The sequence below is a fragment of the Aquimarina besae genome (genome assembly GCF_042434905.1).
In the GTDB taxonomy this organism is placed as follows: domain Bacteria; phylum Bacteroidota; class Bacteroidia; order Flavobacteriales; family Flavobacteriaceae; genus Aquimarina.
The window spans coordinates 3,870,118-3,895,458 of record NZ_CP170199.1 but is presented as its reverse complement, the minus strand read 5'-3'; the positions used below and the strand labels follow the sequence as shown (position 1 = coordinate 3,895,458).

General features: G+C 35.9%; 12 protein-coding genes. All 12 read left to right on the top strand.

Annotated elements, in window-relative coordinates; all coding sequences use genetic code 11:
* Positions 1-4: 4 nt before the first annotated feature.
* The 12 genes from ACE94K_RS17285 (at position 5) to ACE94K_RS17230 (ending at position 25,278) form a co-directional block, all read left to right on the top strand.
* Positions 5-1,861, top strand: a complete 1,857-nt coding sequence (locus ACE94K_RS17285) for a LamG-like jellyroll fold domain-containing protein (RefSeq protein WP_378175205.1) — start codon at positions 5-7, stop codon at positions 1,859-1,861.
* A 31-nt stretch (positions 1,862-1,892) separates the two neighbouring features.
* Positions 1,893-2,486 (top strand): hypothetical protein, encoded by a 594-nt coding sequence (locus ACE94K_RS17280; protein WP_378175203.1) that lies wholly within the window; start codon positions 1,893-1,895, stop codon positions 2,484-2,486.
* Positions 2,487-2,507: 21 nt separating this feature from the next.
* Positions 2,508-8,642 (top strand): hypothetical protein, encoded by a 6,135-nt coding sequence (locus ACE94K_RS17275; protein ID WP_378175200.1) that lies wholly within the window; start codon positions 2,508-2,510, stop codon positions 8,640-8,642.
* A gap of 82 nt (positions 8,643-8,724) precedes the next feature.
* The gene (locus ACE94K_RS17270) at positions 8,725-9,297 is read left to right on the top strand and encodes a hypothetical protein (protein ID WP_378175197.1); all 573 of its coding nucleotides are present in this window, start codon (positions 8,725-8,727) and stop codon (positions 9,295-9,297) included.
* Positions 9,298-10,029, top strand: coding sequence for a hypothetical protein (locus tag ACE94K_RS17265; protein ID WP_378175194.1), 732 nt, complete (start codon positions 9,298-9,300; stop codon positions 10,027-10,029).
* 4 nt (positions 10,030-10,033) lie between these two features.
* Positions 10,034-21,346: a hypothetical protein gene (locus tag ACE94K_RS17260; protein WP_378175191.1), complete on the top strand. Its 11,313-nt coding sequence runs from the start codon at positions 10,034-10,036 to the stop codon at positions 21,344-21,346.
* 5 nt (positions 21,347-21,351) lie between these two features.
* Positions 21,352-21,621, top strand: a complete 270-nt coding sequence (locus tag ACE94K_RS17255; protein WP_378175188.1) for a hypothetical protein — start codon at positions 21,352-21,354, stop codon at positions 21,619-21,621.
* A 145-nt stretch (positions 21,622-21,766) separates the two neighbouring features.
* Entirely contained in the window at positions 21,767-22,363 is a 597-nt protein-coding gene (locus tag ACE94K_RS17250; RefSeq protein WP_378175185.1) for a hypothetical protein, read from the top strand.
* A 467-nt stretch (positions 22,364-22,830) separates the two neighbouring features.
* Complete coding sequence (locus tag ACE94K_RS17245; protein ID WP_378175182.1) at positions 22,831-23,400, top strand: transposase; 570 nt, start codon at positions 22,831-22,833, stop codon at positions 23,398-23,400.
* Positions 23,401-23,698: 298 nt separating this feature from the next.
* The gene (locus ACE94K_RS17240; RefSeq protein ID WP_378175179.1) at positions 23,699-23,926 is read left to right on the top strand and encodes a hypothetical protein; all 228 of its coding nucleotides are present in this window, start codon (positions 23,699-23,701) and stop codon (positions 23,924-23,926) included.
* On the top strand, positions 23,917-24,210 hold the full coding sequence (locus tag ACE94K_RS17235) for a type II toxin-antitoxin system RelE/ParE family toxin (RefSeq protein WP_378175176.1): 294 nt from the start codon (positions 23,917-23,919) through the stop codon (positions 24,208-24,210). Before ACE94K_RS17240 ends, ACE94K_RS17235 begins: the two co-directional genes overlap by 10 nt.
* 615 nt (positions 24,211-24,825) lie before the next feature.
* A complete protein-coding gene (locus tag ACE94K_RS17230; RefSeq protein ID WP_378175173.1) occupies positions 24,826-25,278 on the top strand; it encodes a hypothetical protein in 453 nt (150 codons plus the stop codon).
* Positions 25,279-25,341 lie beyond the last annotated feature (63 nt).

The following is a 25,341-nucleotide window of genomic DNA, read 5'->3' as shown; positions in this document are numbered from 1 at the left end:
ATAAATGAAAAAAGCATTTTTAATCATAGGGATCACAATGATTAGTTTTTGGTCTTTTGCGCAATCTGTTAATGATGGGTTAGTAGCATATTTCCCATTTGATGGGAACGCACTGGATCAAACAGCGAATAGTAACCACGGTTCAGTCATAGGCGCAGTTCCAACGACGGATCGGTTGGGTATGGCTAATTCTGCATATAGTTTTAATGGGAGTAATAGTTATATCCAAGTAGGAACAAATGGTATTGATGTTACTCAGGGAACTATTTCAGCGTGGATAAAACCGACTCGTCCCGGTACAGATCAAAATCATTGGATGCTTTTTGATACGTACCCGACCTCAAGTTACACTGCACAGAGAATTGTTTTATGGAAAGGGGGAACCGGCGGAAGTAATGGAACAAGTTTAATTTGTGGTATTAATAGTTGGAATGATATAACATTTAATATATCGCATTGGGATGAGAATGTGTGGCATCATGTGGTGATGAGATGGCGTGCAAAGAATGACGGTTCAGATTTTATAAGCCTTTTTGTGGATGGAATAAAAGTAGCAGAAAAAAACAATTTAAGTAAAATTATGAATACAATTTTAGCAACTGCTAATATTGGTAAGCATTATGTAGCAGATGGTGCTTTTTTTGCTGGAGATTTAGATGATTATAGAGTATATAACCGAACATTGTCAGATTCTGAGGTGGCAACATTATATTCGGAGAACGGTTCGGATACAAATAATCAGACAGATCCAAATACAGCTACGGATCCAAGCAATGTTTTTGTGGGAACCGATGCCGGAACAAATAACACTTCTGGTTTAAATAACGTATTTGTAGGTGCCAGTGCTGGTCTTAATAATACTACAGGTAACGGTAATATTTATATTGGTAATAGAGCAGGGGAAACGATTCAAGGAGATAATAAACTATTTATACATAATGATGGTTCTGAAATACCTTTAATCTACGGAGATTTTGCTACAGATCAATTAGGGGTTAACACCAATACTATCCCAGATGGATATAATTTTGCTGTAGGTGGTAGCACTAGTATAGATGGAGATTTAAGATCTTCAAGAATAGAAGTAGAAGCACCTGATAACCCTGAAAATTGGGTAGCCTTGAATGTTGGTAGAAAGATAGATGCTTATAACAGAAATTTTAATTTTAGTGTTTCTCCCAGTACTAGCACTAACGAACGTTTGGGATTCTCCGTTATAGATAAAAATAGTATTGTAAGGCAAGATGGGTACTTTAGAGATGATTTTTCGAGAATGGCTTTTAAGAGCAATAGAAATCAACACTTTTTTACGTTAGATCATAACGACAGAGAAGGACAAGACCGAGCAGCAATACAAATGCCACTTACAAACTCTAAAGTTGTGATTGCAGGTTATGGGGATTATTTGGAAGATCAAAATCATAAATTTATTGTAAAAGATGGTACGGCTTTGATTGAAAACGCAATTTATACCAATGGTAGAATCGCTATCGGTACTACAGAAGAGGATCCAGGATACGCACTTACAGTAAAAGGTAAATTACATGTACAAGAGGTAAAAGTTGATTTATTAGGAGTAATAGCCCCAGATTATGTATTCTATGAAGACTATAAATTGAAAACTTTAAAAGAAGTTGAGGATTATATTGATCAAGAAGGACACTTACCGAATATTCCATCTGCATCAGAAATGGAAGCACAAGGTGTGAACCTGAAGGAGATGAATATGAAGTTGCTAGAAAAAGTAGAGGAACTTACATTATACACCATTGCACAGGAAAAAGCGATAAAAGAGCAGAAAGAAGCAAATGACGCGTTAGAAAAACGCTTACAAAAGCTAGAAAAATTACTACAAAAGTAATCCCGTAAATTAAATCACAATTTTTAGAATTATGATACTCAAAAAGGAATTTATTTTCTTTTTGATCGGGATATTACTGGTCTTATCCTGTCAAAAAGAAAAAAAGGAACCAATAGCCGCTACAGAATATAAGCTATATAATCTGGAGCAATCTGGTTGGAAATCAAAATCAGTTTCGCACTCATTTTCAAATATAGACTACAAGGCTACTCTGGTTCCATTACAATATTATATTCTAAAAAATGAAGGAAATAAGGATTTACAAAAAGTAGATTCTATCTATGAGTCGCTTAAAAATGAGCGCATCATCGAGATAGAATTTCAGCACAAAAATAAAGATGATTTGTTGAAAGATATATATACGAACAGGGATTATGAATCTTCTGTAAAGTATATGTCTTTTTATATAGAAAAGGATTTTATAGTGGTAACACAAAAAGGCGATACCATCAATTGCTCCGGAGTAACGTTCGAGCGTAATTTCAAAGTGGCACCTTTTAAGAGATTACTACTTCATTTTGGTAATATTCCGGAAGAAGAAAATATAAAACTGATTTACCAAGACAATTTGTTTGGTAACGGTTTAATGAAATTCAATTTTAAAGAAACACCTATTAAGTTATAAAATTATAACACACTAAGTGATATGATCAATACAATACGAAAAAGCAAGGTTACAAAAGTTATTGCGAGTTATTTGGCAATTCAGATGATGGTGCAAATGGCGCAACCTATGCAATTATTTGCATTAACCAGTGGTCCTTCTCAACCTGAGTTCAACTCGTTTACACCTATTGGTACTTCTGATATGGTAAGTATGTCTTCAGGCAATTTCAACTACAATATTCCGATAATGGATGTTGGTGGATATCCATTGAACCTGGCGTATGATTCTGGGATTACAATGGATCAGGAAGCCTCTTGGGTAGGATTGGGCTGGAATCTTAATGTTGGTCAAATCAACCGTCAGGTACGTGGTCTTCCTGATGATTTTAGTGGTGATATAATGCGCTATGAAAATGACATGAAAACAAATAGAACCGTTGGTGTAGGGATAAATGGTACTATTGGTTGGAGTGGGCTAGAAACACCAGTAAATCTTAGCGAAGGGATTATCATACAGCATAATAACTATGAGGGAATAACATTTAAAAGATCCATGGGGATAGGATACCAATTAAATGATAATGTAAAAATTGGTGTGGATATATCTTCTGCCGTAGGAGATGGGGCCACAGTTACTCCCACGGTTTCTTTGTCTGGACGAACAAAGGAAAATGAGGATTTATATACTAATCAAATTACTGGTACCGCAGGAATAAGCATAAACTCAAGAAAGGGGTTGGAAGCGATGAGTTTGTCTTTTCAAACACAAAGAATGCAACACATAGCCGACGATTTGAATGGTAATGCAATTTATGATAATAAAGAGAGTATTAAAAATGGTCCGTCTTCGTATGTTTCAATTAACAACAACACATTTACACCTACCAAAAGAGCAGGGATTACTCACGGAAATTTTAGTTTTGCCGGATCTGTTGGAGGAACGGTATATGGAGTAGATTTACAAGGGCAAGTAAACGGTTTTGGATCTTTTCAAAAGATAAATGAAGATGATCGTGATAAACGAGTACCCGCTTTTGGTTATGAAAATACTGAAAAAGGAGAAGGACTAAATGGGGTGTTGGATTTTAACAGAGAAAAAGATCGGGTATTTAATAAACATACTACTGTTGTTCCTGTTTCTAACTATACATATGATTTATATGCTATTCAAGGGCAAGGAATCCAAGGTATGTTCAGGCCTTATAGAAGTCAGGTGAGTTATTTATACGACCATAGGGTAATCGATCAAGGAGCAGGAGGAAGTCTTGGGATAAAGTTTGGGGTTGGTTGGAATTTTTATGCAGGAGGAAAGACAGAAGTTACACCATCTTTTGGTGAGACCGGTAAATGGGTGGATAATAATAATGCCTTAGGCAAGTTCTTAGAATTTGAAAACGACCCAAACCCTTTGGATTATGAACCGTCCTATTTTAAAATGATAGGAGAACGACGGATAGATCAAGAGGAAAGTCTTTTTACCGATAAGTTGCATAATAACAGCCCTATGAAATTAGAAATTTCTGGATCTAAGCATCATAGACGTGTCGAGCCGGCGTATAGGGTGAAAGATCTATCTGGGAGTATAACGTATCCTGACTCACTAAAACCGATAAATTCTTCAAAATTAAAGAGAACACAACGCGATCTTAGAAATCAAAATATTCTTAAAGTATCAAAAGCTGAATCGTTGAATGATTCACTTATTAAAGCGAATCCTCACGCAAAAAGTCATCACACAGCCGGAATGAAAATCCTTAAACCCGATGGTAGTACCTATATATATGGTGAAACGGCTTACAATACTAAAAAGGTGGAAGCCACTTTCGATGTATCTAACAGGCCGGATATTGAATGTTCTAACGGCACGATTGGGTTTTCCAATCCAAAAGATGATGCTTCTCGTTATAGTGATGAGTATCTTAACAAAATCACAACACCGGCATATGCACATTCCTATTTGCTTACCGGTGTTCTATCAGCAGACTATGAGGATATTGATCATAACGGGCCTTCTGTAAATGACCTGGGGGCATATACCCTATTTGAATACGAAGTATCTACACCAAAATATAAATGGAGAGTGCCTTATGATTATAGAAAAGCAAGTTATAATGAGGGATTAAAGTCTAATGAAGATGATGAGAAAGCGAATTACCTTTATGGGGAAAAAGAATTGAAATATATCAAAAAGATAGAAACCAAAACACATATCGCTATCTTTCATTTATCTGATAGGGAAGATGCGAGAGGTGCTAGAGGAGAAAAAACCGACGAAGGAACTCCTGGTTTTATGAGAAAAATAGATAGTATTTCTCTGTATTCAAAACCGGAATATGACAAGCTGGGCGACGATGCATCCTATATTAAAAGAGCTCATTTTGATTATTCTTATAAACTATGTAAAGGAGTGCCGAATAACCTTAACGGAGGAGGAAAACTAACGTTAGATCAAGTATACTTTACTTACAGAGGTTCTAAAATGGGTAAATATACTCCCTATGTGTTTAATTATGAAGGGTTTAACTCGGATTATAACCTGAAAAGCTATGACATATGGGGTAATTATAAACCGGTGGTCAAAGAAAAGTTACGTTATGTTAATGGAGAAGTAGCATTTACACCCAATGAAAGAGGTATAGAAGTACCAGTAGTTGATTCAGATTTTGCCGAGTCCACAGAGTATTGTAATGTATCCGGATCACTGCTTGCTCCTGAGTTTCCTTTTGTGCAACAGGATAACAAGAAATTACAGGATGCTTTTGCTTCTGCCTGGACATTAACTTCGATAGATCTTCCTTCTGGAGGTAATTTAGAGATGGAATACGAATCTGATGATTATCAATATGTTCAGAAACGTCGTGCTATGCAGATGTTTAAGATTACTGGTGCAGGTAATAATCCTAATGATATTAATGAGGTTAGTAATGCTATTCTTTATGATGGTAACAATCACGCAAAGTATATATACGTGAAGTTAAGTGATGAAGAGGAATCGATAACAATACAAGATTTTATCAATAAGTATCTGGGAGATCAAATCAATAAGCCTATACAGTTTAGAGCTCTTTTAAACATGGTGGATGGTAAGGATGAACAGTACGATTATGTGTCTGGTTATTTTGAAATTGATAGAAATACACCTTTTAAAATAGTAACGACTGCTGAGGCGTCAAGAAAAGGAACCTATGCTGCGATTCCTTTAAAATTCTTAAAAAGAGAAGGAGGTTTTATCAACAGTAATAAAAAGGTAAATCCAATAGCAAAGGCCGGCTGGTATTTTGGTCGTAAATATTTAAATAGACAGGTCTACAGCGTAAATGGTAATGCAACTAATGATAATTTCGAAGAAATTGTAAATGAAATAGTGGGAAGCATCGGAACAGTTGCGGAGATTTTTATAGGACCTAATGGTAAATTACAAGAAAAAAGATCTTCTCAAAGATTTCAACCTGAAAAATCCTGGGTACGACTATTACATCCAAATAAACGAAAATTAGGAGGAGGACTTAGAGTCAAACAAATAAAAATGCACGATGCTTGGGGAGCAATGGTAAACAACACCCAAAATAACTCCGGCTATTCTCAGTTTTATGGACAACAATACACTTACAATAAATCCGATGGTTCTAGTTATGGGGTCGCTACATTTGAGCCAAATGGAAGTAAAGAAAACCCGTTGGTTGAACCATTTTATGATGAAAAACCCGGAAATGAAAATTTAGGTAAGGACAAACTGACTTCACCTCAGGCGTTTAACTATGCAGAAAAACCTCTTGGGGAGTCTTTCTTTCCCTCTTCAATGGTTACCTATAGCAGGGTGGAAGTTAATAACCTTACCAGAACGCGAACAGAAAATGGGAATACGTACATAGTAAAGAAAAGTGCCACGGGTAAAGTAGTTCATCAAATGTATACTACCTGGGATTTTCCAACGATGGTTGATTATACCGATATCACCAAAGCTAACGACCCGACTCCGGTGTTATTCAATCTTCTGACACTTGGGGTAAGTGATAAAAATCATTTGACCTTATCACAAGGATTTACCATCGAAACTAATGATATGAATGGTAAGATTTGGAAACAAAGTGTTTTTGCGGAAAACCAAAAAGATCCAATTTCTGAAGTTGAGTATATATATAACGTGGACGAAAAAGGTAAGCTTGATAATACACTACCGGTGATTGATAGTAAAGGTAATGTGATTACTGATAAATCAATTGGTAAACACTATGATGTAATTAATGAATTTAGAGAACATAAATCCAGTTCCAATCTAGTTGGGGTCAATATGAACTTAACAGGATTTGTAGTGTTGATTTATCCTGCTATTATTCCAATGCCTTTACCTGCATATTCTAATCACGAAGATATACTAAGAACGGCTACAACCACCAAAGTCATTCATAAGACTGGGATTTTGGTTGAGAAAATTGCCAGAGATCTGGAGTCTGAGGTTTCTACAAAAAACATTGCCTGGGATGCCCAAACCGGGGATGTTTTATTAACTAAAACCATCAACGAATATGACGATTACTATTATAATTTCAACTACCCCGTACATTGGGCATATGATGGCATGGGATTAGCCAGTAAAAATATTGGGATGTCAGGAGAACTATTGGCTACTCCAGATGTACCAAAATTTAACCTGGCAAGTTTGGATGCTGGTAAAACACATTTAGATTATTTCAGGAATGGAGATGAATTAATGACAATAGAGCCAGATGGTACCAAAGAGAAACTATGGGTGGTAAATGTAACAGCATCAGATATCACTTTAATGAACAGTAAAGGATTTATCATTAATCAGGAATGTTCGCAATATGCTAAGAAAGATTTAGAGTTTAAGATTGTTCGCTCCGGTTATAGAAATCAACAAATGGCCTCAATGGCTTCTGTAACAAGTATGGTAAATCCAATTGATATTAATGGAGATGGAATATTTAATGATTTCTCAACAAGTAATTATGAATATGCTGTAGGAAATAGTGTAAATCCAAAAATTATAAATGCAAGTGCTGTAGAGTACACAGATTATTGGAAGCCACAAAAAGAACAAGGCTTACCTGGTCTTCCTAGTTTGTTAGAGGAATTGTATGATGATATAAATGATGGGATCTTAGACGAAGATGGAAACGAGTTAAACGATGCTGATCTTATAGTGGCTCATAAATATGGGTTTAATCCTTATCTATACAATGTACGAGGAGATTGGAGAGCGGTGAAATCCTACGCCTATCTAACAGGGAGGGATTCTGATGTTGATGCCCCCGAGTTCTCTACTGCTTCTAATGGTTATTTTTCTTCATTTAATAATTTTTATAATAATTCATCAGAAGGTGTATGGACAAAAGATAAAAAGGATTGGACGTTTGCAAGTAAGGTAACAAAATATAGCCCTTTTGGTGCAGAATTAGAAAACAAAGATGCTTTGAACAGATATTCTGCCGCACAATATGGATATGACTATACATTACCTGTTGCAGTGGCTTCTAACAGCGAGTATCAGGAAATAGGATATGACGGATTTGAAGATTATAGTCCAACGGATGCCATTAGTACCACGGATCGATTATTTCTTAGTAATTCCCATTTTGACTTCAAAAAGTTATTACAAGATGATAAAGGAGATGTAGAAAGATCAGATGAAACATCACATACTGGTAAATACAGTTTAAAGGTTTCCGGTGGCAAATCAAAAACTGTTTCTATGTCTCTGTTTGACTATGAATCTACTGTAGGTACAATTCGATGTAATACCAATGGATCAGGAAGCACAGATGAACCTAATGATAGTTGTTTGAATAGAAGAAAAAGAGTTTTTCTGAAAGGAGAACCTAACGAAAGTATTCGCTATAACTATTCCTTTACTGTGTCAGGATTAGAATCGGATGAATGTGTGCACTCCAGATTACTATCCGTTAATGGACGAACTTATAATAATAGAAATGGTTCCGGTACAATTCGTTTGGATAGTAATGGAGAAAGAGAATTCATTGTATCGGGAAGTGCGTCGGGTTATTTTGGATTTGGAGCTACCGATACAGTGCAATGGCAAGTAGATTTTGAAGCAGGTACTACCAGCAATGCAGTAAGAGTCCTTCTAAAAGACTTATGTGATGACAGAGGTTGTAATACTGTTGGAGACCCTGTAGGAGGAACGGGCAGATAATTATAAAAATATTATAAAGTATAAGCATATGATAATGTGTAAAAAAAGTTTAGTGTTCATTTTTATAATCATAGGGGTATATATGTCACACGCACAGGGAGATCCTGTTTTAGATCCTGAGTCATTTCCTGTATATACAACTTTTAAACCTAAAAAGGGAGAAAAGTATATAGTAAGTGGTTGGTTAAAAGAAGATAGACCCGAGCAAGTAATGTCGTATACCGTAAGTGGTATCGAAATAGATTTTGGGGGCAACCCGCTTACAACCGATCCAGTTGCTATAGATCAGCAGGCAGACTATACTTTTCATCCTTCTGGAGAAATTATAGAGGGTTGGCAACGTGTGATAGGGATTTTTGAAATTCCGGAAGATGCTATCGCCATAAAAATTGGTCTAAAACCAGGTGGTTTAGGAGTGGATACCTATTTTGATGATATACGCATCTATCCATTTAATGGCAACATGAAGTCTTTCGTGTATGATCAGGATACCCAGAGATTAATGGCAGAACTGGATGAAAATAACTATGCTACTTTTTATGAATACGATCAGGAAGGTGGATTGGTGCGTGTTAAGAAAGAAACTGAAAAAGGAGTCTATACTATTCAGGAAACCAGATCAGGTAATGCTAAATTAACTACACAACAGCAGTAGATGAAATATATAAATACAATAATTATTCTATATAGCTTTTTCTTTTCTGGTGAAATGAATGCACAGCAAACAGATTTGGATAAAGCAAAAGTTATCATTGAGAAGGTAAAGAATTTTTACGATAATCAGTCTAAGTATCAAGTGAATGTCAATTATACATTGTTCGATGGTTTGGAAAGTACTTCAATACTCGAATCTTATGAAGGGGTAATTGTGAAGAATGATCAAAATTTTTATTCAAAAATTCACAATACTGAGAGTCTTCAAATATCTGAAAATTACGTAAAAGTCAATCACGATGAAAAGGCAGTAATGTACGGTAAGGCAGATGAAAAAAATAAACCAACTACAGCCTTAAATCTTGAGTTGCTCTTTCGCAATTTCAACAAAGCAATCATTAAAGAAAAAGAAGCCTTATACATTATAGAAATGATGGCACCATCAATTTCTCAATCACCTTATCGTAAGGTAGTTTTGAAAATAACTAAAAATGATTTTAGACTAGAGAAACAAATCTTGTTTTTTTCATCTACAATTCCGGTTAAGACTCAAAATGGTAATGAGAAATTAACCAATCCACGATTGGAAGTTGTTTTTACCAATTTTTCTCAAAATGATACAGAGTATCAGGGTAAATTCAATTTTTCATCATTCGTACTGCTATCTAAAACTGGGAATAGAATTTCTCCGAATTTAAAGCACTATCAATTTATAGATACTACAAGACAATAAGCATATGAATTCTGATAAGATCAATTTTTTCATAAATAAAGGATTTTTGGGTGTTATTACACTTATCTGCGCATTTTCAGGATGGGCGCAAAGTCCGGTGTATTCGGTTTTCGAGAACTTTTCCTCTCAGCAAATTGATGAATCACTAAATAATACAACCTTGGTGCTGGAATCTCCTAACGCTGGACTCAATGCCAATACCGTAGTGGTTAATCCTCAGTCATTTGTTAGGATATCGGTGGATGCAGATAAAGCACCGTTCTATTGGTTTGCATATACAATTAACCTGGAGATTACACCTGTTTTAAAAGACGGTAGTTTAGAGGCTCCCTATAATAAAGAGTTTATTGTTGGTTCTAATCCCAGTAAAGTTTCTTCAGAATATAAGGACGTATCAGAATATGTTTTAGATAATAAATATGGAGTACAAGTAAAAGTAATCAGTATTCGTACTAAAAATATAGAGAATAGCACTATCGCAGATAATACCTTGTCCTCTCCTGAAAATGTATCCTTAGATCTTGGATTTAGGGCAAAACGATACGATCCGCTATCAAACAATATTCCTCTTGTTGCTAAAGAGCTACTACAAGAAAATGAAAATGCAACCAACGTAGGATTAAAATTAAAGTGGGATGCTATTGAAGGCGCTTTAGAATATGACGTAGAATGGACATGGATTGATAATTATGGGTCGGACTTGAGTAGTCCATTGCTTCCTGAAAATATTGATCTTACCGACAGGCAGTTTCAATTGAATAGTACGCGTATTTCTACAAATGAAAATTTCTATGAGATACCTTTGATATATGACAACGGATATCTAGTATATCGAGTAAGAGCTGTAGGTAGATTTATGGAGGATGTTTCCAAAAAATACTTCGGAGAGTGGAGTACAGGAGCTTCTGAGAAAACTAAGATTTCTAACTGGGAGCCTAACTATTATTTGGTAACAGCTCACGAAAATCGTAAAAACTGGCAGTTTCAGGCTAGTTATGCAGAAGAAGGAAAAAAGAAAGAAGTAGTCAGCTATTTTGATGGAACACTAAGAAACAGACAAACGGTTACTAAAATCAATAGTGATGATAATGCTATCGTTGGTGAGGTTATCTATGATAATCAGGGACGTCCTGCCATAGAAGTTTTACCAGTGCCTGCTACGGATAATCATATCAGGTTTTACAAAGATTTTAATAAAAATATTACCAATAATACCCCTTATTCGCATCTGGATTTTGATTGGAGTTTAATATCTCAGGACGGAACACCGGTAGATAATTCTTGTAACAATGCTACAGACGGTATGTCTAACAGTACCGGTGCAAGTCAATATTATGGGCAACAACCAACTACTGGTAATACATTTCAGGATTATATACCTGATGCAAAAAATTATCCTTTTAGTCAGATAGAATATACTCCTGATAATACAGGAAGAATTAGACGAAAAAGTGGAGTAGGTGTAACCCATCAATTAGGTTCGGGACACGAGATGAAATATTTTTACGGAGCTCCAGAACAAGAAGAACTTACCAGATTATTTGGAAATAGTGTAGGTAATGCGATACATTATAAAAAGAATGTAGTTATAGATCCTAATGGTCAGGTAAGTGTAAGCTTTATAGATCCTCAGGGTCGTACCATTGCTACTGCATTAGCAGCAGGTTCTCCTCTTTCTTTAGAAGGGCTGGATGATGAAAAGAACATTTCTTTGCATAAACAGTTTACACTTGACCTTATTCGCAGAAACAATAAACAAACTTCAGAATTATATCCGGGAATAGAAGATGCTCTGGTGACGGGTAAGCAAATTATTGTTATGGGCAATGGTACCGATTACAATTTTGAATACAGTGTAACCGAGGACATATCCTATGAGTTGGAATGTAACCCTGGATATTACTATCCTTTTGTATACGACCTTTCGATTAGTTTAATAGACGATTGCGGCGAAGAACAATTACTTCCGGAAATTAGTACAACAGCCGGTACCGAAGACTTTTCAGGAGCTCATATTGCAGTGGCTACACCTCAAGGAGCACAAACTCCATCTGCACGTTTGAATACCGGAACCTATGCTTTAAGTAAAGTTTTGAAAATTGACCATGAGGTTTTAGACAGATATGCAATCGATTATAGAAATAAATTACAAGACTCGTCGAGCAACTGTTATGTAGATCCTAGTCAATTTGCACCATCTGCTATTTTTAATAGTTGTTATACAACCTGCGAGGAGTGTGTAGAAAGCCTGGGAACAAAAGAGGCATATGTTATTGATGAGTTAAAAGGTAGATTCATAAATGCAACTTTTGAACAAGATGGTGTAGATGCCGAAGGTTTTATGACGGTTACCTGGGAGGACAGTAATTTGGATGTTAATGGTGCTGAAGTAATTGAAAGTGCAGAAGTCAATGCATTGATCAGGACTTTTACAAGAGAGTGGGAGTTAATCAAACAAGCTTGTGAAGCTCCTTGTAACGCAATTTATAATGGAGCTAGTTGTGAGGTGAGCAATACTACCTTGTTACAAGATATGAAACCTCTTGGGCAGTATGGAGCTGTATTTACCCCAGTCTTAGATGAAAATGGAAACCCACAGCTTGACGACAGTCAAAATGAAATTACACAGATCCAGGATGAGCTCAGCATTTTTAATGAAAATAATAAGTTAATATCTCCCGATGGAAATCCGGTTACCTGGAGAACACCTGCAGAGCCTTATAAGGATGCTCCCGGAGTTATTTCTGAAATTGTGGTGAGGATAAATGAGGATGGAACATATACGCCGGCAATAATAAACGGAGTTACTCCAAATAGCGGAACTACAGAATCAGGGGCTTCATACGAATGGATAAGCCCGGAGAACTTGGCTGATGTGCGCGATTTTTTGAGCGAGTGGAGAGAGTACTGGGCAGTTTCATTGCTTCCGTACCATCCAGAGAATTGTTATCTGGACTATGCCACGGCTTTATGTGATATCAAATCTAATGTTGATATCTATGATGTAATTTCCGGGCAAATGAAAACCGTTCCGATGGATAGTGATGGTTTTGATAGTTATATCCGTGAAATTAATGTATTTGACCAAGCTGAAGACTTAGGTCTTTTGTCTAATGATGATGAAGCTTTGATGAAGTTGGATCCATATTTTAATAAACAAATAGGATTAGAACTACCATCAGAATTCAATTGGAGAAAACAAGTTATGCAGACCGCATTAGACACCAGGTTCGAGGATTATACCAATAACGGCACAAACATTACATTGCTTCATTTTGCCTATTTGGCTGCTACCTGTGATGGTCTAACTACGTGTGATGATACGTCTTTTAATGGTCTTTCTTCTATAGATGATTCATTGAGTGACTCACAAAAGAATCAGATATGGAATACCTATAAAGGAAGCTATTTAAGTCTAAAAGAAAGGATAAAAACAGTTTTTAGAAATTTGTATGCCTTGAAAAACGGCTGTTACAACGGATGTATTGGTAATGGAGTGAATACACCGTCGATTACAAGTGTAATCCGTAATTATGCCATTGCTGGTACGATCCAGAATCACGCGAATACCAATGCCAGCGCAAATCAGTTGTGTGATGCTCAGAATGCCGAGTTGTATAAAGACAAGCTAAAGCGATTTACAGGAGCAGACGAACAGTACGATGCCAATCAGGATGAAGGTGATATCATTGAAGAGAATTCTGGTGATGGAGATTATTTTAATTATGCGCAAACCGGAGGATGCCCGTTAAAAGATGACTTAGAAAACTTTTTGGATCAATTTGTAAAAGAAAAAGATATAAACGATAATATTCAATCTCTTGTCGGAAACAGAATCTATCGAGGACAATACCTTACTAATGATTTGTTTGAAGCTTTTGGAGGAGAAGTAAATACATTATCTCAACTTAATTTTGAAGGAGTTGTACAGAGTAATAGCCTAAATCTGCAATCTAACATTGTGAATAGTTGTAGTAATTTACTAACGCTAAACCTACCAAATATCGGATGGGATGTTACCAACACCTGGGATAACTATAGCCCTATGGATGGTGTGGGTTGGAGTATACTTAACTTCTCTCAGCTTTATTATGATCCACTACTATCGAATCCGGCTCAAGGTGTTTTTGGTTTCCAGGTGCTGGCAGAGGTAATTATCGGAGCAGATATCAGAGAATTTGTATTTACCGGTACCACCTGTGTTGCTATTGGAGAATGTGGACCCGAAGACGATGGTATTGGTGAGGTATTGGATGATCAGGTAGATAATAACCCGATCAATAACAATAATACGATTGGGTGTACTAATCGTGCTCAGTTTGGTGATGACTTAGTGAACCTGATTAATGAACTAAAAAGTAGAAATGCTCTTAATACTACAACTGATTTATCTACAATTGTAAAATATTCAAAGAGTATCATACCTGAAATTATTGGAGATGATATTGTTACACCCAGAGCGGTTTGGTCTTACGGGAGTCAATCGTCTGATCAGTATGATATCACGTTTGATGGAACGGTGATTTTTTCAATAACAGGTCCTATGGCGTCGTTTTTAACAAACACAACAGCCAATACATTTACAAGCTTATATTTCCTTCCGGATACCAATAATAGTAACCAAAAACTATATTATACAGATGGATCCGGAGTGAGTAACTATTTCGAAACTTCTATCGTACAGGATGTAGACTATTCTTGTTGTAAAACAGCAACAGAACCAGATAACAATTGTATCACAGATAATGCTTTATTAAATAAAGATTTTACCGTATTGGCCAGAGCAATACGGGATAATTCATGGCATTTGGTTCCTGTTGATGGTGGTAATGGTCAACCTGGTCTCAATATAGATTTAAGTCAGCAAGGTTTGTTAACAAATAGTATACGCTCGTTTTTCGAAGAAATTAGTGGAAGTACTTTTACTACAATACACTTACGAAATGTAATGGATATTTACGACTCAAATGTCAATTACATTGGTTTTGTCGTTCAAGAGAACAGAGGAGAAGGATTTTACACCTTTGGCAGAAACGAATTATTTACTAATATTACTAATTGCACTTTAAATTTTGTAGAAAATCCGGCAGGAACTGATTATTATAGTTTTGGTTTTACCAACCAATCATCTAATACATATAATCAAACTCTATTAAAGTACAGGTTTGAAGAAACTCCTTTTTACATAGATTCATTTAGCGAAGTCAAACCTGAAGCAATATGTGATCGAATCTTAGAGTATGATTGTGCAATAAGTCCCTCATTTGAATCTGAAATGATTTCTATAGGGCAAGATTTACATGAGATTAATCTATATTTAGAGCAAGAAGGTTTATATGATTTATATTACAACGGTGGTTTTTCTGTTGTAGATCTGGAAGCAGCAGGAAAGTTGACCTCTTCACTTCGAGGTATTTTTCAACAAGCAATTGATAATCAAAGCATCACTTCTTTTCATGTCGCAAAAAGAGAATTTGGATCCCCAAATATAGGAATCGTAGTAAACAATCAATACTTTTTCCCATTTTCAATTGGTAATTATGCGGGGCCAAATTTTCACCAAGTTACATTTAATAGTTTAGAGGATCAAATCATTATTGAAGGTGTACCACATTTTACGTTTCAAATAGAGAACACCAGAAGTACGTCTCAAGGTACTTTTCGTTTTTTTATAGATTTCGGATATTATCGAGCTAGTATAGTTAATGATAAAGTAGTTCTGGAAGATGGTCAATTTGAACAATTTAGAGTTCCCTGTGCTGTTGTAAATGATAATACAGACCAACCTTTTGCTGCCGCATTAGCCATCCCGGATCCTAAGCAAAGCTCTAGTTGCGACATCTGTATTCCACAAACAGTAGCACCTATACCTTGTCAGGATAAATATGAGCAGTTTTTAAGTGATTTGGGGATTAATCCAGATACGTTCGAATCTTCCAGAATTGAAGGGTATACACTACTGGATAATTTCTATACAGAAACAAATTTCTGCAGTCTTAAGTTTCAATACATCGCAGATTCTTATGACAGGTATTTAACAGATCTAGGCGTGGTAACCGCAGTGGATCCTAATTTTTTAACCATTGCAGAATTTGGTAATACCAATCTTAATTATGGATATGATAAAATTAATGATGTCATTAGTGCCTATGTAGCTTACAGATCGCAACAAAATACAAATCCTACAGATGATTATTTCTGGACAGAATTTGTAAATAATGTATATTTAGTGGCAAACAAGGTATGTCCTCCTGCACCATTAGATGCTACGATTCAAGTGGATATTGCCGATGATGATACCACCAATTGCGAAGAAGCTAATATTGTGGTTGCAGAAACCTATCAAAGTGATTCCTATCAGGCATACCTGGATGCATTGGTAACTCAATTTAAAAGAGAGTATATTAAAAAAGGAATCGATAATGTAAACGAAACCCTAAAGGTTACCTATGCAGATAAAGAGTATCAGTACACGCTGTATTATTATGATCAGGCAGGTAATTTGGTGCAGACAATTCCTCCCGAAGGAGTAAATAGAGATGAAGATTTATCAGATAATATTAGTCCGTCTCACCGCTTACAAACTAAATACAAATATAACTCGCTCAATCAACTGGTATGGCAATCCACACCGGATGGTGGTGAGACACGTTTTGCCTATGATAAACTCGGTAGAATTATCTTATCTCAGAATGCAAAACAAAAAGCGACCAGATTGTATGAGTATGATTGCTCATACTACGAAACGAGTTTTCCGATTAGTTTAGCGCAAACGAATGGGTTAGGCGTCATATCTTCAGGAAATTTTGCCGGATCAATACGTGTAATTGGTACCTCTCAACCATTGCCGGGTACACCTAATTATGGTGGGTTTTCTAACGAGTTTATCCAGCAAGAAGGGTACATTGAATTTAATCTGAATATACCAAATCTATTAGGGGATCTTTCAACAAAATCAGTAGCTGTTGGATTATCGTATAGCAATGTTGATGATTCGTTTACCACCATTGATTATGGCATCAAAGCCGATTTGCTGGACAGAAGAATGAGTATTATTCAACAAGGAGCAGCAGATATTCCGTTGTTACAACAATTCAACCATAATGATAAGGTAAGAATAGAACGAGCAGATGGTAACATCAACTTCTATTTCAATGATGGTCTAATCAGAACCTATTCAGATCCTGATCCTACTGCAGCAATGTACATTGATATTGGTATGATCGGTAATTATGCCGTGGATAATGTAAGGTTAGTTAACAAAATTTCCAAAACCTGTTATACAGGCAACTATAGCTATACTGACTATGATGCCTTAGGTAGGATTGTAGAAGCCGGAGAGTTAGCGCTGGATGAACAATATAGCATTAGTGATACCGGTAGATTAGTACACCTAAATACCGGAGCGATTGTAGAAGAAGTAGACCAGATGGCATTTCCTTACAATCTTACCGACAAACCAAGGAGTGAAGTCACCAGAACACAATATGATACATCCTTGCCAGGAGCAGAGCACCTGTTTGGAGATAATGTATTTACCGGTAATCCCTTGCTTAATAATGATATTACCACCAGAAACAGGGTAACAGCGGTGCTATATCACAATGCTTATGCAGAAGGGGATACAGAATATGATAATGCCATCTTTTACAACTATGATATCCACGGTAATGTAAAAGAACTGGTATGTGATAACAAAGCACCAGAATTAGTTCCCATTGATCAAAATCAGAAAAGAGTACAATATGAGTACGATCTGATTAGTGGAAATGTTCATCAAGTAATTTTCCAGGCAGACCAACCGGATCAGTTTATACATAGGTATTCCTATGATGATGATAACCGTATTACCTCGGTAGAAACCTCTCATAATGGGGTGATCTGGGAAAAAGACGCCTCATACCAGTACTATGCACACGGACCATTGGCTAGAGTGCTTATCGGAGATAAAAAAGTGCAGGGTATGGATTATGTATATACACTACAGGGCTGGTTAAAAGGTGTGAATTCTGATGGGTTAAACCTTGTGGATGATATCGGAAAAGATGGAGTACAAGGATCCAAGGTTGCCAGAGATGCAATGGGATATTCTCTGAGCTATTATTATGGAGATTACCAACCGGTAACCCAAAATGTTGCTTTTAGATGGGGAACAGGTTTTAATCGGGAAGCTGATAAGAATTTATATAATGGTAACATCAAAATGATGATTACCGACCTGTTGGATCAAAATGAAGATAGAATAGGGCTTCAAATAAATCAATATGAATATGATCAGTTAAACCGAATCCGTAAAATGCAGGGTAATCAGCTAAGCGGAAGAGGTTTAGATCCCAACTATAGTGCAGAATACGAATATGATAGAAACGGTAATTTGATCAAATTATCACGTAAAGATCAAAACGGAACCGTCATTGATGATTTTAATTATAAATATAATAGAAATAGCAACGGAGATATTACCAACAACCAGTTGCTTACAGTACAAGATAAGGTTGGCAAACAATTGGATAATGACCTGTTAGATCAGTTTGCCGCGTTAGGAGTGCCAGCTGATGCCTTTGATCAAAATAACGAGAATCATATCAATTATATCTATGATGATATCGGCCAACTGATCAGAGATAAGACAGAAGGCCTTACTATAGATTGGCGTGTAGACGGTAAAGTACGCAGTGTGACCAAAGATGATGGTACCGTTATCAGTTTTGGATATGATGGATTAGGAAATCGTCTGAGTAAAACCGTAGTGAAATCTGATGATCCTAACGATAAGATGACTACCTATTACTCCAGAGACGCACAAGGTAACGTACTGGCCGTATATGGTACTGGTAGTGACGCGGCCAACTGTGCTGTAACCTTAACACTAGATGATGAGGTTGTTACAAACATAGGTATTACCGAAAAAGCACAAGCTGATATTATTGTAGCTCCTACCGCAGAGTATGTAGTTGAAAGTGGTGCTATGATTACACATAAAGCGGCAGAAGGTATTACCTGGTTACCGGGTACGCATGCCAAGACAGGTAGTGATGTGCATGCGTTGATTGATGAAGTTGCTTGTGTAAATACATTACCTGATGGTAGCGAAGTCATGGCATTGAGCCTAAAAGAGCACCATATTTATGGTAGTAGTAGATTAGGACTACAAGAATCTGATGTGTTATTAGGTACAGCAGATGGCACTACAGATGATGAAGATCTGTATACCAATACAGTAGGAGATAAGCGATACGAATTATCCAATCACTTGGGTAATGTGCTGAGTGTGATTAGTGATAGAAAACTAGTAGCTATTGATACTACTAATTCGATTACTTCAGTTGTTACGGATAGTGATATTCATTACAACGATACGTTTGATACCTCTGTAGGCGGGTGGACAAAAACCACGCAAGCAACTGGCATAGCGATAGATAATGGTAGGTTAGCCGTGACTACGGCACAAAATAATCACGGAGCGCAATCATACTACTGGTTATATGCCGGTAGAACCTATGAGATCCGTTTAACGGTGAACAGAGATGATTTTACTCCAGGTCTGGAAATTGGTATATGGAAAGGCAGTAGTAAATTACAAGCCCAAAACGTAGATATGTCCGGAGCAGTGACGATGACATTTACCGCAACCAGTACGGGTAATCATCGATTAAACACACGTCTTAAAGAGACAGGATATGCAGGTGCAGACCAAACCTATTACCTGGATGCTATAGAGATTGAAGATCTTACAGAAGGTACACAGCCGATCTATGTTACTGAGTTTACAGGTGGCGTTACTCCTTTTACAGCCAGTAATGGAACCACGGCGATGACTACAGAAGCTGGTAGGCTTAAAGTAACCACCGGAGCAGATTTTAATGGTACCAATGCCAATTACTATTTATTAAAAGGGAAAACGTATACCGTAGACGTAGATGTAGATGTAAATGCATTTACACCACCATTAGAAATAGGTGTCTGGAAAGGCAATAGTAAACTACAGTCTGATCTGGTAACAGAAACAGGTACATACACCACTACAATTACGGTAGACGAATCTGGAGAATACAGAATCAATACCAGACTCAGAGAGAATGGATATAATGGAGGCGATCAAGTCTATTATTTGGATAATCTTGTGATTACCGAGGTTGAACAAAACAGCAATATTACCAACATTAATAATGCAGATTTTGTTACCTTTACTCCAGACGTTCTTTCATTTAATGATTACTATCCGTTTGGGATGTTGTTGCCTAACAGACATGGGAATAGTAGCGACTATCGTTACGGATTCCAGGGGCAGGAAGTCGATAACGAAATTAAAGGGGAAGGGAATTCTGTTAACTTTACTTTTAGGATGCACGATTCCCGCGTTGGTAGATTCTTTGCTGTTGATCCTTTATCACCTCAATATGCTCATTACACTCCATACAGTTTTGCAGGAAATAAAGTTATAGCGTGGCGTGAGTTGGAAGGTCTTGAAGAATCCAATATTAATGACGAGTTCTCTTATGAAGATGCGAATTGGTTTGTTAAAACAATGGCGAATTTATTTGTTGTTGCTGCAAAAGTTGGTGATAATTTTAACGAGTCTAATTTAGGCTACATGATCAATGATCTTAGCGGAAACCCTGTAAGTACAGATGATCTTTCCAGTGACGAAAAATTTATACATAGTTTACGAGGTTTTAAAAATATGGTTGATGTAGCATCTCTTCCATTAGCAGCTCTTGAAACTATGCAAGTAAGATCGGTAGATGTTAAGACAAAATATAAAAAAGATGTTCCTTCGTTAAAAGTATTAAATAAAAAAGTTGTTGATAAAGTATCTGCTTCATCTTCTAAAATAAAATTAAAATTACCTAAAATTGAAGTTCCTGAGAAGCCTTTGAGTAATTCAGTTGAGCTTGTTTCTCCTTCTGATGTCAAATTTTCCGAGCAGACTATGATTGGACAAAGAGTTTGGGCTTATTTTAATGGTAAAGCTCAAGGTTTCTATGAGATGAAGGGGAATATCCTTAATATAGAAATTAATTTGCCTAAAGAACTTAAAGGAAAAGGTATAGGTAGTGTTATTTTTAAAGAAGCGGTTGATGGAGTTTATAGTTTTAAAGCATTATGGAAAAAAAGTAAAAGATTGTATCCAGAGAAAGGAATGTCAGACAATTTAGCTGAGTATTATAAAAATATTAAGAATAAAATGTCAAAGACAGATGCAGCTTGGAACACTTGGTCGGGAAGACAAGCTAAAAAGAATGGTTTTAACAAAGCCGTCGTGAACGAATTAGAAGATGGTGATGGTGTTGAAGTTTTATTTACTAAAGAATAGTACTTATGAAAGGTAAATTATCTATTAATAATGTTTTTAGTGCCGAGGAAAAAAAGTATTTATTAAGTATTAAATTAATAGAAGGTGTTTTAAGTATAAATGACTTTATTTTATATAATGATAAAAGAGTTTTTAAAATAGTTGATATAGAGCTACATTCTTTGAATAATGATGGTTCAGCTATTTTAAAAGTAAAAGATTTATCTGATGACCTTGTTATTCCTTGGGATTCCATTAAGGAATTTTATTTTGAAAGTGATAAGGTTATGGATTAAAATAATTATCCCCTCGCTAGCGCGAGCGTCCCCGCTCGTGCCGTCAAAGATTGGCGGGATATGATCAGCGTACAAAATATAATTTTATATAAAATAGCTATTTAGAAATAGGTAGTTTATAATTAATAACCCAAAATAAATAAAAATGAACAAAAGAGTACCCAAGATTTTATTAGTCTTAACCTTACTAAGTATTTTTAGTGTTAGTTGTAGTAGCGATGATGGCACATCTGCGGATAATAGCAGTTTTATGAGCGCTACAATTGGCGATACCGATTGGCAATCCACACAGATTAATTTTTCTAATCTAACCGTCGTAAATGGTCAGGGGCAACGCTATGATGTAAGTGCAGGAAACCAGGATATCGAGTTCGTTCTGGCAGTAGTAGACAGAAATCTAGGTGATTGTATCACTCCCGGTATCTATGGGGGTGATGATGTGTTGTTCATATATTATTATAACCTGGACGGCACCTTTGTTTCAGAACATTTTCCAACACCCTTAAGTGATAATACTATAGAAAGCAATTTACAGGTTACCGTAACCTCTTGTGCAGATGGTAAAATATCCGGTACCTTTTCGGGCACGATGTACAGCAATTTCTTTGATCAGTCACAACAAGAAAATGATTATGAAACACTAGAGATCAGCAATGGTAGATTTCAAAACATACCCTTTCAGGTCATCAATCAGGGAAGAAGCTCTGTTCTTTCAACTTCTCCTGAGAACAATACTTTTTAAAATATTAGTTACCTCATTGAGTTCCCTCTCCTTGGGGAGAGCCTGCCTCCCCGTCAGGCAGGGGTTAGGGTGAGGGGTATATCTAGGAAGCATTTTTTTTCAGCTAATAAAGAAATCTTAATAAGTTCCCTCGCTAGCGCTCGTCTGTGACGGGTGCCGTGGCAGATTGGTTTGAGACAGGACTAAGAATAATAAAATAATTAGAAATAGTAGCTACTTAGAGTTGTTTTAGGTAGCTATTATTTTTTAGGATAAGACGGTGTGTTTATATGGCACTCGTTGCAAACGATCGCCAGCATATAAGATAGACAATTGTTACAAGTACTGGCTATACCATATCATATTTTCATTATAAAACATCAGTTAGAGGTAACAAATAGTATCATAATGACACATCTATATAGCAAGGCTATGCTATTAAGTTATTAAAAGTCTTACTACAAGTAATTGAATTTTAGAATAGATATATGAGTAGAAAATATAAATTTCATAATACATCAGGACTCTATTTTGTGTCTTTTGCTACAGTTTATTGGATAGATGTATTTACCAGACAAAAATACTTTTCAATTTTAGCAAGTAGCATAGAATATTGCAGAAAAGAAAAAGGGATGGAAGTATATGCGTATTGCTTTATGCCCAGTCATATGCACTTAATATTTAGATCAACAAAACAAGATCCTTCTAGCCTATTAAGGGATTTTAAAAAATATACTGCCAAGAAAATATTACTAGCAATACAAGATAACCCGCAGGAAAGTAGGAAAGAATGGTTATTAGAGATGTTTGCAAAAGCAGGCAAAGAAAGAAGTAATATAAGTACCTATCAATTTTGGCAACATCACAATAAACCAATCGAATTATGGACAGACAAGGTAATACAACAAAAGGTAGATTATATCCATAATAATCCTGTGCAATCTGGTTTTGTAACAGATACTTTAGATTGGAAATACAGTAGTGCAAGAAATTATCAAGAAGATCATACTATTTTAAAAATTGATAGCGATGGTTTCTTATTAGGATTGGTTAGGTAATTTAGGTTTATTGGTACTCGTTACAAACGAGCACTAGCGATAGCTACATCTAATATAGGCAAATAAAAAAGAAATCGTATGAAGTTCCCTCTCCTTGGGGAGAGCCTGTCCGCCGGTGGTAGGTGTTAGGGTGAGGGGCAACTCACCAATATTTTTTAGTTCTTTTAAAAATAATTAAAAATCAACAGTAACAAATGTCCTCTTTAAGACACTTACTTATAGTAAGAGTAATATTCAATAAATAAGCTATCTTTGTTAGGAATTCGTCTATTAATAGGTAGATATAAAAACAATTGTAATGAATATTGAAAGCACAAAATTAGAATTAATGCATTTATTGCTTCAAACCCAAAAGGAATCATTACTAGCTAAATTAAAAAAGGTTTTTGAAGAAGAGCAAACAGATTGGTGGCATGATTTAAGCGAAAAGGAACAAAAGGATATTGAAATCGGTATTGAGCAAGCTGATGGAGAGAAATATATAGAAGATCAAGAAGCAATGAAGCGATTTGAGAAATGGCATTAAAAATTGTATGGACACCCAAAGCTATAGAAGGATTGGATGAAGTTCTAGAATACATGGAAATCCATTGGACATCAAAAGAAATAGTACTCCTAGAACAAAAAATTGAAGAATTTAAATCTCAAGTAAAAAGGACACCGCTATTATATCCAAGTACCGGGGTACATAAAAATGTTAGGAAGGCTATACTAAGTAAACACAATTATATTATTTATCGCATCAATCCTGATAAAATGATCATAGAGTTAATCTATTTTAAGGCTTCAAAACAAAAACCTGAGTTTTAAAAAATACACATCCCGAATTTGATGATCCGGGATTTTTTAAATCTATATAATTATAACAACCCATCTAAAGTTCCCTCTCCTTGGTTGAGCAAGCCCACCTGCGTTGGGGTTAGGGTGAGGGGTATATCCCGCAAGCATTATTTTTTCAGCTAGAAAAGATATCTTATCAAGTTCCCCCGCCTGTAGTCGTGGTCAGTGTGAGGGGGTAACCCACCAATATTTTTAATTTTTTCAAAAATATTTAAAAATCGACAGTAACAAATGTGTACCTAATGACACTTACATATAGTAATAGTAACATTCAATAAATAAAGGTAGGCATTTAATTGAATAGCTATTACAAAAAATCAAGGGCTGCGGTTGTATATGGGGTATGTGTGCCGCGGCCTGATTTTATGAAGTATTTTGACTAAAATGCAAATCGAATACTACCAAAATTGTGAATAACTATGCGTGCATTGTTAATAAGTTACGGTAAAACCGCTTTTTTTGTATTTTTTTTGTACATTGAGCTGGCTTAACAATCGATCCTTATATGATTTTATCCAGAAATGAAATCATAGTGAAATGAAACAACCACAAATCGTCATTACTTTAAACCTCACAACCCCTCTAATGAACAACTACAAACTTACAATCATCGGATTATCTATTTCCGTGTTTGTTTACTTTTCCTCCGTTTTTTTAGAAATCGACCTTTACGAGCAATTACTTACATTTCTAGCTACCTTAGAACAGTATGAGTTTGATAAATTTATTATTCCTTTAGGCATTTTTGCCATCTTTTTGGTATTTGACATGCGTAGGCGTGTGAAAAAAATCAAACTAGAAAATGCAAAACTAAAGATCTATAAAGCAATGCTTTCTTCTAGTCACCATATTTTAAATAACTTCATTTATCAGATGGATATATTTAAGATTACAGCAGAGGATACGCCTGGTTTTGATGCTAAAACTCTTGCGTATTATGAAGATATCATTAGCAATACCTCGCACCAAATTCATTCGCTCAGTAACGTATCCAGCATCGACGAATATTCTATACGTTCTTCTGTGATGTCAGTTTAAACGACAAAACATTATTTTTCTAGAGATTATTTGCTACCTGCTATAATGTGAATACAAAGATGT

Coding starts and splice junctions, on each gene's coding strand:
- ACE94K_RS17245 (WP_378175182.1), top strand. CDS start 22,831: ATGAGTAGAAAATATAAATTTCATAATACATCAGGACTCTATTTTGTG.
- ACE94K_RS17240 (WP_378175179.1), top strand. CDS start 23,699: ATGAATATTGAAAGCACAAAATTAGAATTAATGCATTTATTGCTTCAA.
- ACE94K_RS17260 (WP_378175191.1), top strand. CDS start 10,034: ATGAATTCTGATAAGATCAATTTTTTCATAAATAAAGGATTTTTGGGT.
- ACE94K_RS17230 (WP_378175173.1), top strand. CDS start 24,826: ATGAACAACTACAAACTTACAATCATCGGATTATCTATTTCCGTGTTT.
- ACE94K_RS17275 (WP_378175200.1), top strand. CDS start 2,508: ATGATCAATACAATACGAAAAAGCAAGGTTACAAAAGTTATTGCGAGT.
- ACE94K_RS17235 (WP_378175176.1), top strand. CDS start 23,917: ATGGCATTAAAAATTGTATGGACACCCAAAGCTATAGAAGGATTGGAT.
- ACE94K_RS17280 (WP_378175203.1), top strand. CDS start 1,893: ATGATACTCAAAAAGGAATTTATTTTCTTTTTGATCGGGATATTACTG.
- ACE94K_RS17285 (WP_378175205.1), top strand. CDS start 5: ATGAAAAAAGCATTTTTAATCATAGGGATCACAATGATTAGTTTTTGG.
- ACE94K_RS17270 (WP_378175197.1), top strand. CDS start 8,725: ATGTCACACGCACAGGGAGATCCTGTTTTAGATCCTGAGTCATTTCCT.
- ACE94K_RS17250 (WP_378175185.1), top strand. CDS start 21,767: ATGAACAAAAGAGTACCCAAGATTTTATTAGTCTTAACCTTACTAAGT.
- ACE94K_RS17255 (WP_378175188.1), top strand. CDS start 21,352: ATGAAAGGTAAATTATCTATTAATAATGTTTTTAGTGCCGAGGAAAAA.
- ACE94K_RS17265 (WP_378175194.1), top strand. CDS start 9,298: ATGAAATATATAAATACAATAATTATTCTATATAGCTTTTTCTTTTCT.